Genomic DNA, 13,296 nt, shown 5'->3' with positions numbered 1-13,296 from the left:
CTTTGGAGGGAGCGGGAAGGGCTGTGGAACGATGGGCAGTGGGGAGCGGGGAAGGAGGCCGGCCAGCCAGCCAGCCAGCCAGCCAGCCAGCCAGCCAGCCAGCCAGTGGAGAAGCGGCGGGGCGGAGAAAAGGGCGGTAGCCCGAATTTTCATAAACCAAAGGAGCGGACAGGCGTAAAGAAACGGTGCCGGACATATCTCCGGTGCTATTCTTTTTATCCGGTTTTACCTATGAGCATCTTCAGCAGCGACAAACTCAAGGGCAAGAAAATTGCCATTATTGCCACCGACGGCTTCGAGCAGTCCGAGCTCGACGAACCCAAGAAATACCTGGAGGACGAGGGGGCCGAAACCCACGTTATTTCTCTCAAAAGCGGCTCCATCAAAGGCTGGGACGGCCCTAATAATGATTGGGGCGATAAAGTCGATGTCGATAAGGTTATTACCGATGTTCGTCCCGCCGACTACGATGCCCTGGTGCTGCCCGGCGGCCAGATGAACCCCGATATTCTGCGGATGGACAAGGACGTGGTAGCCTTCGTGAAGGCGTTTGCCGGCGCTGGTAAGGTGCTGGCCGCCATCTGCCACGGCCCCTGGCTGCTGGTGGAGGCCGACGTGGTGCGCGGCAAGCGCGTGACCAGCTGGCCCAGCCTGCACACCGACCTCAAAAACGCCGGGGCGCAGTGGGAGGATTCCGAAGTGGTGTGCGACCACGGCCTCATCACCAGCCGCAAGCCGGAGGATATTCCCGCTTTCAACAAGAAAATAGTGGAAGAAATGCTGGAGCCCCAGCACGGCGGCAACAACTAGCCGCCTGGCAATCAACCACCAAAAAAGCCCCGATGCTGAGCAGCTTCGGGGCTTTTTGGTGGGGTGTGGGCCGCCTCGAAATGAGAAAAAGATTTATCAGCGGCCCCTTCAGCTACAGATAAGCCAGTATGTATTTCGCCTGGCTATGCAGCAGGCTCCACATCGCCACATCGAATACCAGCAAAAAACCGCCCTGTACCCACAGTGAGCGCCCAAACCCAAATAGCCGCGCTGGCAACGGATGCCCTGGTACCCGGGCCTGTGCCCGCAGGTAGTAGCCCGTCATTATATAGGCGGCATCCAGTCCGGCATTGAGCAGAAACAGGTTTTCGTTGAACAGCTGCGCTTGCACCAAATCGGCCAGCCGCAGGCCAGGAGGGGCCGTGAATTGCAGGTGCCAGATGCCCCAGAGGGCCAGCCCCGCGTTGATAAACGCCCAGGCCACGTTCATGCCATGAAAGTAGAAAGGCTCGTGGCGGCGGTCGGCGTGGGCCAGTTGGTAGCCGCTGGCCAGCAGGTTGAGCAGCACCCAGGCGGCCAGTACGGCCAGCCCCTGGCCCAGCAGCAGCTCGCGGGCGTGGTGCAGGGCCGCGAGTTCGATAGCAGAGGGAGCAGGCATGGATGGACCGGGGAAAAACTGACAACAAAAAAGGAAGCCCGTGGGGGCTTCCTTTTTGAAAGAAGGTACAGCGCGGGGAACGACTATTGCGTGAAGCCGATGCCTACGTACACCTGAAGTAGGTTGTTATAGATTCTGCTGTTGGAAAAAGCTGGGTTGATAATGCCCGTTTGGCTGTTGCCGCCTTCGAATATCTTCCCCAGGCTTAGGTTGTAGCGGGCGCCCACACGAGCTGGACCCACACGCGCCTCTAATCCGCCAACTGCGCCGTAATCGAACGAGTTGAAACCGTTAGCAGCGACGTCCAGGGTCTTTTCGTCACGTCGGATGTTGGTCAGCAATGATACCTGTGGTCCTACGTGGAAGCTCAGGTTCTCGGTAAAGTTTCCGACGTACATGATGGGTACCTGAAGATAGTCCATCCGAAAGCGCTGGCGGTCATTGGTAACCGCCCCACCGGCTGCAAAGCCCGTATTGGCCTCAAAGCCCTGGCGCGAATACAGAACTTCAGCCTGAACCGAAGAAAATTCGTTGAAGCCAAACTGACCAAATACCCCCGCGTGGAAGTCGCTCCGGGCCTGACGGTCAATGCCCTTGATGTCATCGCCACGCAAGCCATTGAGGTTGTAGCCACCTTTGATACCGAAACCCGTATTGCGCGAGCTGGTCACGCCGCCGCCGGTGAAATCCTTGGACGACATTTCGCCGCCCGGACGGTTTTGCGCAAAAGCTACTGGAGCAGAACCGATAGCCAACAGCAGAAATAGAAGAGTCTTTTTCATGGATGAAAGAGGGGGAAGTGATGTCTCCAAGTTGAGAAAAATTAGTATTCTCGTTCGCCCCTATACTTTTCCGGGGCTATAAGGTTGCCTGTGTGGGCCAGGCTAAGTAAAAAAAACTCGCCCACACAGCTAGCTATGGCTGCCCACCAGCTACCTTTGGGGCAGTTGCACCATTGGGGGCAATCAATTCCGGGGTGTTAGCTCAGTTGGTTTAGAGCGCCACCCTGACACGGTGGAGGTCGTTGGTTCGAGCCCAATACGCCTCACAAAAACCCTCACTGCAGTGCGCAGTGAGGGTTTTTTATTTTACGGTCTCCCGATTTTATTGTCCAAACTCCCGATTTGCCCTCGGTCCGTTGTGAAAATACCCGTTTTACATCGGATAAGGAAGCGGTGAAAAGCATACTGAAACCATGCCGGGAGAGCCCGCTGAACGGATGCATTCGGGGATGGTTCTCGGGTGCCATTCAGATTCACCAGGCGGGCAGGAAGAGTTGCCTGAGCACTGCTTCTGAATTGGTTAAGCGGCGCTCCAGCAGGCGCATAGGCAGAATATTGCCGCAACAGGGGTGGTAATCTGGGCCAGGCTGAAGGACAGCAGGGACGGGTACACGGGCCTCAGTAATGAACGACAGCCGGTGGGGTCGTGCCCGAGGCCGCGAAGGGCTGTTGGTTGCACGACTGCTACAGAAACCAAGTATCGAGGTGGTTAGCGTGCCAGGTAAAGGCGCACGTCCGCCGACAAGGGCCCAACGGCAAGCACGGCATTGCGCAACCGGGTTTCGGTGCAATTCAACGTTTGGCACCAGTAGTTTACCTCCAAATTGGAGGCAAGTAGAATGCGGGTTGGGTCAGCGGGAGGGGAGGGAGGCACGGCAACAATAGGGGAACGGTGGGCACAAAGGTAAGGCAAAGGGGGGTGCCTTAGGTTACGGAATTGGCCGGTATGTGGCCAACTCAACGGGTTTTGCTCAGGATAGGAGCGGAGAAACAGCCGGCCCAGCGAATTAGTGTTTTCTACGCCTGTTTGACAATGCCCGGCAATGTCTTGTTCCATCCCAGGCCTAAATGCCCGTAAAAAGGCGCGGGCTTGCAAGTCAGCGCTGGTATCGGCCATTTGCTGCTGGCTGCGGGCGGCTGTTTCTCAACCACGAGCTGGGTGGTGGCGGTGCCTGACGGGTAGAATTTGTCACTTCCTGTCCGTAGCTGGCTATAAGCAATTTGGATAGTCAGGTACTCATCAGGATACTTCCTGCTCCTATACTCACTGCTGAGCCGGTTGATGGGCACTGAACTGCGTAAGCTGATTAGGACCGACGTGGTGCATACCGATTGCCACCGTTTATTCGTCCTTTACCGGTAGACTTCACCATTTGCCTAATCCCTTCCCATGGCCCTTTCCCTGCTTGTTCTCACCGACTTTCTAAAGACTGCCAACCAAGCCCTCGACTATGCCACCGACCTGGCCACGCCGCTGGGGGCCAGGCTGGTGCTGCTGCACGTGCACCGCGACTCCCTAATTGACCCGGAACTGCTCACCGGGAAGTTGCCGGACCTCGACCAGCCCGCAGTTGAGTTGGCGCTAAACGGCATTGTCGCTAATCTGCCGGTGCCAGCAGTAGCCGAAATAGGCCACGGCCGCGTGACCGACGCCGTGGCCGATGCCGTGCGCCGCCACCACCCAACCCTAATCGTGCTGGGCCGGCCCAATACGGAAGACACCCCTGACGAACTGGTCAGCACTACGGCCCTCGACCTCTTGCGCACCGCCCTGTATCCCATGCTGGTGGTGCCGCCCAACGCCCACGCCGCAAATCCACCGCGGCGAATATTGCTGGCCGCGGACGGCGAGGACTTCTCGCTCGGCCAACCCGCAGAAGCCGTGCGGGACCTGTTCGCTGCCTTGCAGGCGGAGCTGACCGTGCTGCACGTGACAGAAAACACCGACCCGGATGAAAATGCGGCGGCAGCGCTGCAAATAGTCCAGCAGACGGGCCTGACCGCCGACTTGGCGCTGCCCATTCGGACCCTGAACATGAACGCCACCGACCCGGCCGATGGCATTTTGGACGCGGCCCGTCCCGAAGATTTTGATTTGGTGGTGCTCATTGCCCGGCCGCGCAGCTTCCTGGGTGAGTTGTTTCACCACAGCGTCAGCGCGCAGGTGCTGCTGCACAGCAACGTGCCCGTGCTGGTGCTGCCCGCGGCGGAATAAACAGCGAAATACCGTTTTAGCAAAAGGCAATGCCCCATCGGGTTTCATACACAGATTACGCATGGATTATCACCTTGTTCCGATTGCCGATGTCGCGCAGGAGCTGCACGCCACCCCCGCCGGGCTCGATGCGGCCACGGCTCAGCAGCGGCTAGCCGAATATGGCCCCAACCAGCTGGCCGACGCCAAAAAGAAAACTATTGGCCAGTTGCTACTGCACCAGCTGGCCGATGTGATGATTCTGGTGCTGCTGGCGGCGGCGGCGGTGTCGGGGGCGGTGGGCGAATGGAAATCCACTTATGTGATTCTGGCAATTGTCGTCCTGAACGCCCTCATCGGGTTCATCCAGGAATACCGGGCCGACAAGGCCATGGAAGCCCTCCAAAAGATGGCGGCTAACCAGGCCCAGGTGCTGCGTAATGGCCAAACCGTGGAAATCGCGGCCGCCGACCTGGTGCCTGGCGACGTGGCGGTGCTGGAAGCCGGCGACGTGATTCCGGCCGACGTGCGCTTCATTGAAACGCACGCGCTGAAAGTGGACGAGTCGTCGCTAACGGGCGAGTCGGCCAATGTGGAGAAAAATCCGGACCCGCTGCCCGCCGGCGAGCACCCGCTCGGCGACCGGGTGAACATGGGCCACAAGGGCACCTTTGTAACCAATGGCCGGGCCACGGCCTACGTGGTGGCTACTGGCATGAAAACCGAGCTGGGCAAGATTGCCAAGCTCATCCAAACCGAGGAAACGGTGACGCCCCTGCAAAAGCGGCTGGCTACGCTGGGCAAGTACCTGTCGGGGGTGGCGTTGGTTATCGGGGCGCTTTTTTTTGGGGTGGGCTGGCTGCGGGGCGAGCCGTTGGGCAACCTGCTGCTGGTGTCCATCTCGCTGGCCATAGCCGCGCTGCCCGAAGCCCTGCCCGCGCTGGTCACCGTTTCGCTGGCCCTGGGGGCCAAGCGGCTGATAAAGGACCAGGCCCTCATCCGCAAGCTGCCGGCCGTGGAAACGCTGGGCTCGGTCACCTACATCTGCACCGACAAAACGGGCACGCTCACGCTCAACAAAATGACGGTGGAGGACGTCTACGCCGCGCCGGCCTTTGCCCTGCCGGTTTTGGATAACAAAACCGGTCTGCTGGCCGCCATGGCCCTCAACAACGACGTGACCCAGGACCCCGCCGGCAACTGGCTGGGCGACTCCACCGAGGTGGCCCTGGTGCAGTACGCCGCCGGGAAGGACCACGCCCGCGCGGCCCTCGAAAGCCGGTTTCCGCGCGTCGGGGAATTGCCCTTCGATTCGGAGCGGAAGTGCATGACGACATTGCACCAAACCGACCAGGGCGTACTGTGCATCACCAAGGGGGCGCTGAGCGCGCTGTTCGACCAGCTTGAGCAGGGGCAGCAGGCCGAAATCCCCGACCTGCGGCGACGCGTGGACGAGCTGGCCGCCAAGGGCTTCCGGGTGCTGGGCTACGCCGCCAAGCTGCTGCCCGCCATGCCGGCCGAAATCACGCCCGCCACCGTCGAAACCGGGCTGAGCTTCATCGGCTTCGCGGGCCTGATTGACCCGCCCCGAGAGGAGGCCCGGCAGGCCGTGGCTGAATGCAAAACGGCCGGCATCATCGCCGTGATGATTACCGGCGACCACCCGCTCACCGCCAAGGCCATTGCCGAACAGCTGGGCATCTTGTCCAAGCCCGACGAGCTGGTCCTGACCGGGCCGGAGCTGACCAAGCTAGACGAGCCCGCCTTTGCGGCGGTGGTGGAAAAAGTGCGGGTGTACGCCCGCGTGGACCCGGCCCAGAAGCTGCGCATCATCAGCGCTCTGCAGGCCCGGCACCAGTTCGTGGCCATGACCGGCGACGGCGTGAACGACGCGCCGGCCCTGAAAAACGCCGACATCGGCGTGGCCATGGGCATCAATGGTACGGAGGTGGCCAAGGAAGCCGCCGCCATGATTCTGCTCGACGACAACTTTGCGACCATTGTGCATGCCGTGCGGCACGGACGGCGCATCTTCGACAACATCCTCAAATTCATCCGCTACATCCTGGCCGGCAGCGCGGGCGAAATCGTGGCCCTCTTCGTGGCACCGCTCTTTGGCTTGCCCGTTCCCCTGCTGGCCATCCACATCCTGTGGATTAACCTGATAACCGATGGCCTGCCCGGCCTGGCTCTGGCCTACGAGCCTTCGGAAGCCCGCAGTATGCAGCGCCCGCCCATCGACCCGCGCCAAACCATCTTTGCCAACGGGTTGGGTTGGTTCATTGTCCTGGTCGGGGTGCTCGTTGGAGGACTGACTATCGGCACGGAGGCCTGGGCGTTGCGTAGCGGCATTGCGCACTGGCAGACCATGGCCTTCACGGTGCTCTGCTTCAGTCAGTTGGGCCTGGCGCTGGCTATCCGGTCGCGGCAAGAGTCAATTTTCAGCATTGGCCTGCTGTCCAACAAGCCCCTGCTGGGGGCCGTGGCGCTGACCGCGGCGCTGCACCTGATGATACTGTACACGCCCTTCTTCAACGACCTGTTCAGTACGCAGCCGCTGACGTGGACGGAGCTGGGCCTTACGGTGGTCGTGTCGAGCGTGGTTTTCTGGGCGGTAGAGCTTCAGAAGCTTATCAGCCGCCGCCGGGAACAACCCGCCGAGCAGCCTCCGGCTGTCAAGGTTGAGGCTGCCATGCCAGCTCAGGTGGCGGCTTGAGGCCGTTGCTCACCAGCAGGGTTCCGTCTATCGGTGGCTGGTCTGACGCATTTTGCGGCCGTCGGCGGTAAAGACCAGCGTGCGGCTGAGGTTGCTTTCGCAGGTGGCGGCCTCGTAGGTGATGGCCTCCGTGCGGGCGTTTACGAATTTGGCGGCTTGGCAAACTTTGCGGCTGGGGTAGTGCGCCACCAGTGTGTGGCGCACGCTGGCGGGCAAGGCGCTGATAGCCAAGGGTACGCCGGTAGCTTCCACATCCCCATTGTCGCTGAACCGAATGAATTGCTGGTCCTGGTCTTGATTAAAGCTGGCTTGGTACAACCCCTGCGTCTTTTTCCACTGCACTTTGGTGGCGTGCGGGTACTGCTGCTGCAGGGCGACGAAGGCCAACGGCGGCACCAGGTCGGGGCTGATTAGTTGGGCGTGGCTGCTGCCGGCTAACAACAGGGCCGCGCAAAGCCAGAGGAGGGTTTTCATAGCGGAGAACTTCCGGTCAGTTCTATGGTGGTGGAATCGGGCCGAAGCCGCCTTCATTGCCTTTGTAATCATGAAACGGCACCTTTGGTCCGTTGTGCGGGTACTCACAAAAGTCCCGCATCGGCTGATGCCTTCACATGATGAGGGTCAGGTGGTGTGCCTGAGTTTTGTCACGTTTCCCGCCTTGGCTTGCTCTTCAACCAGCGAAATCCGGCCAGGCGGGCACCGGCTTCACATCAGGTAAAATGCCTCGGGGGCCAGTGGCTCCGGCACGTTGGGCTCCTGCAACAGCTGCTTGAGGTTGATTTCGACGGTGCGGGCAATGGCCGTGACCGGCGTGTCGGTTGGCTTGTTGTTGAACGGGTCTTGCAGGTAGCGGGCTGTGCGCTCCAGCAGGAAAAACGAGGAAGCGGTGGTCAGCAGTACCGGGATTTCCCACAGCCCAATGGTCTTGACCAGGCCCAGGGACAGCGTCATCAGAAACAGGTAGATGAAGAAGTACACGAGCAGCCGGTAGCTCACCGGAAACACCGTGGTTTTGATGCGTTCGGCCTGGCCCATCGAATCGCAGAGGCGCACCAGCGTGGCATCGACTTGCACCTGCTGGTAGGCGTTGATGGCACCGGCCTGCAACAACGCTTTCAGCTGGTCGGTGTGCAGGGCCAGCAGGGCGAGGGGTTTGTTGGCGTGAAGCTGCAGATAGGCCAGGTCTTGCGCCGATAGATGGGCCGCTAGTCCGGCCTGGGGGTCCAGCCCGCGCAACGACTGGCCGAGGCAGTAGCACCAGGCAATTTGGCGGTAGGCAACCGTTCGTAAGGGCGAATCCGGGGCCTGCGGACGCAGCAATTCGTCGGGCACAAACGTGCGGGCCTGCAGCACCAGCGTGCGCGAGTCGTTGACGATGGCGCCCCAAATCTTGCGGGCCTCCCACCACCGGTCGTATGACTGGCTGGTTTTAAAGGCCAGGAGCAAAGCAATGGAACTGCCCAGGATGGTGGGCAGTTGCAGGGGAATCAGCGGCAGGTACTCGCCGAGCGAGAGCTTCAGTAAATGGAAGCAGATGGAGATGAGCAGCACCCGAACGACATCGGGCTGGACGTGCTTGAAAATGTAGCGCAGGGGAAGCCGAGCGTTGAGCAGCATAGTAAAGAGGTGGTGATTACGCCGTTGGAAATTGGACCATAGCCGGCTCGACCAGCTGCTCAGCAGCGCCCGCCGGGCTGTAGCTACGTCGTCGAAGCCAGCGAAGGTACCGCCCGTGATGCCCCGCAGTACCTCTTCGGTAGAGCGCCGACTTACGGAGTCCATCGAATAAACCACGGCTTGATTTTTAAGTCCGGTGTTTGGTCCCGCGCCCCAATAGTATGTATGTAGTTCTGCAGAACGTTGTATTCTAGCAGTAAAGAAGCGGACTCGTGAAGAATACGGTGTTTCATTAAAGAGCGCCAGAGCGCTGAGAAGCAGAGATAAACGAATGACACAAACGGCAACTAACCGGCCGTTCGCATCAACTGGTATGCGGACGGGTGAATCACCGGTTATACATTTCAAAGATACCCTTGCCCGGGGCGGCCCGTCATGACACCTATCAGGTGGGAAAGTGACGGGTGTCATACTTTCCACCATCAGACAGCAGGGACCTTTGTTAGCGGCTGCCCCACCCGTGAGGGCATGGGTTGCCCAATTTTACGCTACTTTGTTTCCTCGCATGAATCAGCGCTTTAAGGTTGTCAGTCTTACCCAGCAGCAAGCGCCGCTCGCCATTCGGGAGCTGCTGGCATTGGACGAACCCGCTTGCCGCACCTTGCTAACCACGCTGCGGGGCCAGCCGGGCCTGGCCGATGTGCTGGTGCTCAGCACCTGCAACCGCACGGAAGTTTACTACAGCGCCGTGCAGGACCAGAGTGCCGTCATTATCGACGAGTTGGCTCGGCTGAAAAACGTGGCCGACAGCACCCGGATAGCCCCTTACTTCGTCAGCATCACCAGTGCCAAGGCCGCTGTGCAGCACCTTTTCGAGGTGGCCATGGGACTGGATGCGCAAGTAATCGGCGACCAGCAGATTAGTCATCAGGTGAAACAGGCCTACCAATGGTCGGCCGATGCGGCCGCGGCCGGGCCGTTTCTGCACCGGTTGCTTCACACCGTATTTTTCAGCCACAAGCGGGTGCGCCAGGAAACGGGTTTTTGCGACGGCGCGGCCTCGGTGGCCTACGCCGCGCTGCAGCTGGTAGAAGACCTGACGGCGCACCTGGCCAGCCCGCGGGTGCTGCTGGTGGGAGCCGGCGCATTTGGCGCCGACGTGGCCCGCTATTTCGGGGCCAGCAGCCGGTTCCGGCACGTCACCATCTGCAACCGGACGCGGGCCGGGGCCGACGCCCTGGCGGCCGAGTGCGGAGTACACGTGTTGGATTTTGCCGATTTGGCTCACGGTATTCAAGAGGCCGATGTCGTGATTTCGTCCGTGGCAGCACCCACGCCCATCATCACACCCCAGCTGCTGGCCCGGGCGCCGGTGCTTAGTCACAAATACTTCGTCGACCTATCCGTGCCCCGCAGCATCGCCAGCGCGGTGGAGGCGGTGCCCGGCGTGCTGCTTTACCCGCTCGATGCCATCCAGAGCAAAGCGTCGGCGGCTTTGGAGCGGCGGCTGGCCGCCGTGCCCCAGGTGCGGGCCATTATTGCCGAAAGCATGGCTGGGTTGCAGGACTGGAGCGGGGAGATGGAAGTGTCGCCCACCATTCAAAAACTGAAAAACGCCCTGGAGCAGCTGCGGCAGGAAGAAATGCTGCGCTTCGGCAAGAAAATGAGCCCCGCCGAAGCCATTCTGTTGGACGAAATCACGAAGTCGCTGATGCAAAAGGTGCTCAAACAGCCCGTGCTGCAGCTCAAAGCGGCCTGCAAGCGGGGCGAGCCCGGCCAGCTGATGGAGTTGCTCAACGGGCTGTTCGACTTGGAGCGCGAGCCCGCTGTTGCCCTGGCCCAGTAAGGGTTCAGGTGACCAGGGCCAAGAGCATAATTGTGCTTCTACCAGCGGGCCCGGCGCAGCTTCTCGGGTTCCAGTACCCGGATGTTCTTGGGCGTGAGCTCAATCAACCCGTCTTGCTTAAACTCGCTCAGCGTGCGAATCAGCGACTCCGGCGCGGTGCCGACCATGGCGGCCATGTCGTCGCGCGAGAGATGGATGTGGCCCTCGGGGCCTGCCTGGACGTGCAGGTGCAGCAGCGTATCGGCCACGCGCCGGCGGATAGAGCTGTAGGCCATGGCCAGCAGCTGCGTCTCCCGCTCCCTCACCCGGCCCGCCAGCAGGCGGATAAACTGCTGGCTCACCTCCGCATTGCGCAGCAGGAGCTGCGTGAAGTCATCCTGCGGGATGTACACCAGCTCCGAGTCGTCCACGGCCACCGCGGAGTCGGTGTGCAGCGTGTGGTCGAGCAGGGCCAGGTAGCCGAAGAATTCGCCGGGGCCATACAAGCCGGTAATCAGCTCCTTACCGCCGTCGGTGGTTTTCACGGTTTTCACGCGGCCCGACTGCACGAAGTACACCCGCGCGGGCTCGTCGCCCTCCAGGTACACGTCCTGCTTTTTGCGAATGATGTGCACCTTGCGGTCCGCCGACAAGCTGTTCAGGTCGCCTACGGCTTGGGCATCGTCCAGAAACGCGCACAGGCCCCCTTGCGCCTGCAGGTTGTACTCGGGCTTGAGGTGCTGAAAGCGGGCCAGGCGGCCGGTGATGGCGCTCAGCAGCTCGGCTTTGTCGAATGGTTTGGTGAGGTAGTCGTCGGCCCCCAGGGCCATGCCGCGGCGCAGGTCGAGGCGCTCGGTTTTGGCGGTGAGGAAGATAAAGGGCACGCCCGCCAGCTGCGCATTCTGGTTGAAAATCTGGAGCACGCCGTAGCCGTCGAGCACGGGCATCATAATATCGCACACCACCAAATCGGGCTTGGTGGCCAGGGCGTGCGCCACGCCCAGCTGGCCGTTCTCGGCCGTGAGCACCGCGAAGCCGGCCATTTCGAGCAGCTCGGCGGTGTTTTCGCGGATTATTTCGTCGTCTTCAATCAGCAGAATGGTCTTCATAGGGAATGGTGATGGTGACGGTCGTACCCACGTTCAATTCGCTGTGCAGGGCAATGCTGCCCCCCATCAGCTCCAGGTACTTGGCAATAATGTAGAGCCCCAACCCCGTGCCTGGCACGGTGGAAACGTTGCGGGCCCGGAAAAACCGCTCGAACAGGTGTTCCTGGTCTTCCTGGGAAATACCCACGCCCTGGTCCTCCACGCGCAGCATGAGCTGCCGGTCCTGGCACGCGGCCTGAACTTGTATCACGGAGTTTTCGCCCGAATACTTAATGGCGTTGGATAGCAGGTTGACCAGGATTTTGCGCAGCAGCGAGGTGTCGAGCCGGATGAGGCCGGCGCATTCGCTCTCGTACTCGATGTGCTGGCCCGCTTTGAGCAGGCCCTGCACGTCGGCCACCGTTTCGCCCAGCAGCGTTTCCATATCCAGGGTGGCCGGCGTGGCTTCCACGCGCCCTTCCTCGATGCGGCCCACCGACAGGAATTCTTCCAGGATATCGTTCAGGTGTTTCACGGAGGCGCGAATGCGGCCCACGTGCTTTAGCTGCTTGTCTTTCTGCGGACCCTGCGCGTAGTCGGCAATCAGCTCGGCGGAAGTAAGTACGCCGGTGAGGGGCGTGCGAAACTCGTGCGAAGCCATGGACACGAACCGCGATTTCATCTCGCCCAATTCCTGCTCCGCCGCCAGGGCCTGCGTGAGTTCCTGGCCGCGCTTTTCCAGTTGTTCCAGCGTGATGAGCAGGGCGTGGGTGCGGTCGGCTACTTTCTGCTCCAGGTCGGCGTTGAGGCGGGCCACGCGTTGGTGTTGGGCCACCAGCTCCAGCGCGGCGGCGTGTTTGGCGGTAATGTCGAGCACGTAAGCCACCACGTACAGCTCCTCGTCGAGGTGGAAGTAGCTCAGGCTCACTTCCACGGGAAATTCGGTGCCGTCCTGGCGCTGGCCGCGCAGCACGCGGTGGTGGCCCATGCCGCGCACCTGCGGGTGGGCGTTGAAGGACTCGCGCAGCTGCTGGTGGTGCCGGCCGGCGGCGTTGGGCACCAGCACTTCGATGCGCAGGCCCAGCAGCTCGGCCGGCCGGTAGCCGAACTGCTGTTCGGCCAGTTGGTTGGCCGACACGATATCGCCAGCCTGGTTGCACACGATAATGCCGATAGTGGCATTGGTAAACACCGCTTCGAAGCGCCGCACGCTGTGGGCCAGCTCCCGCTCGGCCTGCTGCAGGCGGTTTTGCTTGCAGATATGAATCAGAAAAAACGGCTGCCCGGCCTCTTGGAAGAACGTCAGCTCCAGGTAGGCGCTGAAGGCCTCGCCGGTGTGGCGCCGGATATCCGTTTCCACGGCCTGGTGGCCTTCGCGCCGGGCCTGCTCGCACAGTGCCTGCCACTGCTCGGGCGTCCAGGGCGGCGAGCGCAACGAATGGTCCGGGTCGTTCAAAAACACTTCTTCGGACGGGTAGCCCAGCAGGCGCACCCCCGCCGGATTCACCTGCGTGAACCAACCCAGCGCCAGGTCATAAACCCCAAAGAATTCTTTGGCCTGCGTGTAGAGCAGCGCGGTAAACGCGCCGGAGGAGGAGCTTGGAAGCATAGGAATGGTGTGGGCCGCCGCGGTTGGTTAATGAAC

The 13,296-nt window shown here is 61.1% G+C and carries 11 protein-coding genes and 1 tRNA gene; 5 read left to right on the top strand and 7 right to left on the bottom strand.

Going from position 1 to position 13,296, the window contains the following annotated elements; translation table 11 throughout:
* Window positions 1-231 precede the first annotated feature (231 nt).
* Window positions 232-810, top strand: coding sequence for a type 1 glutamine amidotransferase domain-containing protein (locus IEW17_RS07595; RefSeq protein ID WP_188561436.1), 579 nt, complete (start codon window positions 232-234; stop codon window positions 808-810).
* A gap of 112 nt (window positions 811-922) precedes the next feature.
* Here the strand turns inward: IEW17_RS07595 and IEW17_RS07590 are convergent, their stop codons facing one another.
* Together IEW17_RS07590 and IEW17_RS07585 are read right to left on the bottom strand one after the other, a co-directional pair.
* Window positions 923-1,429 (bottom strand): DUF6992 family protein, encoded by a 507-nt coding sequence (locus IEW17_RS07590; protein WP_188561435.1) that lies wholly within the window; start codon window positions 1,427-1,429, stop codon window positions 923-925.
* Window positions 1,430-1,512: 83 nt separating this feature from the next.
* Complete coding sequence (locus IEW17_RS07585; RefSeq protein WP_229748869.1) at window positions 1,513-2,211, bottom strand: porin family protein; 699 nt, start codon at window positions 2,209-2,211, stop codon at window positions 1,513-1,515.
* Window positions 2,212-2,402: 191 nt separating this feature from the next.
* Between IEW17_RS07585 and IEW17_RS07580 the strand changes: the two genes are divergently transcribed.
* Window positions 2,403-2,477 (top strand) — tRNA-Val (locus tag IEW17_RS07580).
* 443 nt (window positions 2,478-2,920) lie between these two features.
* Here the strand turns inward: IEW17_RS07580 and IEW17_RS21450 are convergent.
* Window positions 2,921-3,268, bottom strand: coding sequence for a DUF3606 domain-containing protein (locus IEW17_RS21450; protein WP_373286159.1), 348 nt, complete (start codon window positions 3,266-3,268; stop codon window positions 2,921-2,923).
* Between the two features lie 333 nt (window positions 3,269-3,601).
* Between IEW17_RS21450 and IEW17_RS07570 the strand changes: the two genes are divergently transcribed.
* Both IEW17_RS07570 and IEW17_RS07565 read left to right on the top strand, forming a co-directional pair.
* Complete coding sequence (locus IEW17_RS07570; protein ID WP_188561432.1) at window positions 3,602-4,426, top strand: universal stress protein; 825 nt, start codon at window positions 3,602-3,604, stop codon at window positions 4,424-4,426.
* Window positions 4,427-4,487: 61 nt separating this feature from the next.
* The gene (locus IEW17_RS07565) at window positions 4,488-7,121 is read left to right on the top strand and encodes a cation-translocating P-type ATPase (RefSeq protein WP_188561431.1); all 2,634 of its coding nucleotides are present in this window, start codon (window positions 4,488-4,490) and stop codon (window positions 7,119-7,121) included.
* A 27-nt stretch (window positions 7,122-7,148) separates the two neighbouring features.
* On the opposite strand, the gene IEW17_RS07560 is transcribed toward IEW17_RS07565, so the two are convergent.
* Complete coding sequence (locus tag IEW17_RS07560) at window positions 7,149-7,595, bottom strand: hypothetical protein (RefSeq protein ID WP_188561430.1); 447 nt, start codon at window positions 7,593-7,595, stop codon at window positions 7,149-7,151.
* A gap of 231 nt (window positions 7,596-7,826) precedes the next feature.
* On the bottom strand, window positions 7,827-8,903 hold the full coding sequence (locus IEW17_RS07555; protein ID WP_229748868.1) for a bestrophin family protein: 1,077 nt from the start codon (window positions 8,901-8,903) through the stop codon (window positions 7,827-7,829).
* A 400-nt stretch (window positions 8,904-9,303) separates the two neighbouring features.
* Here IEW17_RS07555 and hemA point away from each other — a divergent pair, with 400 nt between their 5' ends.
* Entirely contained in the window at window positions 9,304-10,584 is a 1,281-nt protein-coding gene (gene hemA / locus IEW17_RS07550) for a glutamyl-tRNA reductase (protein ID WP_188561429.1), read from the top strand.
* Between the two features lie 38 nt (window positions 10,585-10,622).
* Here hemA and IEW17_RS07545 read toward each other — a convergent pair whose 3' ends face one another.
* Window positions 10,623-11,672, bottom strand: a complete 1,050-nt coding sequence (locus IEW17_RS07545) for a response regulator (RefSeq protein WP_188561428.1) — start codon at window positions 11,670-11,672, stop codon at window positions 10,623-10,625.
* A complete protein-coding gene (locus IEW17_RS07540; RefSeq protein ID WP_188561427.1) occupies window positions 11,650-13,260 on the bottom strand; it encodes a sensor histidine kinase in 1,611 nt (536 codons plus the stop codon). The genes IEW17_RS07545 and IEW17_RS07540 overlap by 23 nt, the downstream gene beginning before the upstream one ends.
* Window positions 13,261-13,296: the final 36 nt, after the last annotated feature.

Origin of the sequence: Hymenobacter frigidus, assembly GCF_014640435.1 — a bacterium.
GTDB classification, from domain to species: Bacteria; Bacteroidota; Bacteroidia; order Cytophagales; family Hymenobacteraceae; genus Hymenobacter; species Hymenobacter frigidus.
This window is presented reverse-complemented; position numbering and strand designations above follow the sequence as displayed.

Excerpts from the sequence above, each read along its gene's own strand:
- IEW17_RS07540 (WP_188561427.1), bottom strand. The coding sequence starts at position 13,260 with ATGCTTCCAAGCTCCTCCTCCGGCGCGTTTACCGCGCTGCTCTACACG.
- IEW17_RS07565 (WP_188561431.1), top strand. The coding sequence starts at position 4,488 with ATGGATTATCACCTTGTTCCGATTGCCGATGTCGCGCAGGAGCTGCAC.
- IEW17_RS07555 (WP_229748868.1), bottom strand. The coding sequence starts at position 8,903 with ATGGACTCCGTAAGTCGGCGCTCTACCGAAGAGGTACTGCGGGGCATC.
- IEW17_RS07595 (WP_188561436.1), top strand. The coding sequence starts at position 232 with ATGAGCATCTTCAGCAGCGACAAACTCAAGGGCAAGAAAATTGCCATT.
- IEW17_RS07585 (WP_229748869.1), bottom strand. The coding sequence starts at position 2,211 with ATGAAAAAGACTCTTCTATTTCTGCTGTTGGCTATCGGTTCTGCTCCA.
- IEW17_RS07590 (WP_188561435.1), bottom strand. The coding sequence starts at position 1,429 with ATGCCTGCTCCCTCTGCTATCGAACTCGCGGCCCTGCACCACGCCCGC.
- IEW17_RS07570 (WP_188561432.1), top strand. The coding sequence starts at position 3,602 with ATGGCCCTTTCCCTGCTTGTTCTCACCGACTTTCTAAAGACTGCCAAC.
- hemA (WP_188561429.1), top strand. The coding sequence starts at position 9,304 with ATGAATCAGCGCTTTAAGGTTGTCAGTCTTACCCAGCAGCAAGCGCCG.
- IEW17_RS07560 (WP_188561430.1), bottom strand. The coding sequence starts at position 7,595 with ATGAAAACCCTCCTCTGGCTTTGCGCGGCCCTGTTGTTAGCCGGCAGC.
- IEW17_RS21450 (WP_373286159.1), bottom strand. The coding sequence starts at position 3,268 with ATGGAACAAGACATTGCCGGGCATTGTCAAACAGGCGTAGAAAACACT.
- IEW17_RS07545 (WP_188561428.1), bottom strand. The coding sequence starts at position 11,672 with ATGAAGACCATTCTGCTGATTGAAGACGACGAAATAATCCGCGAAAAC.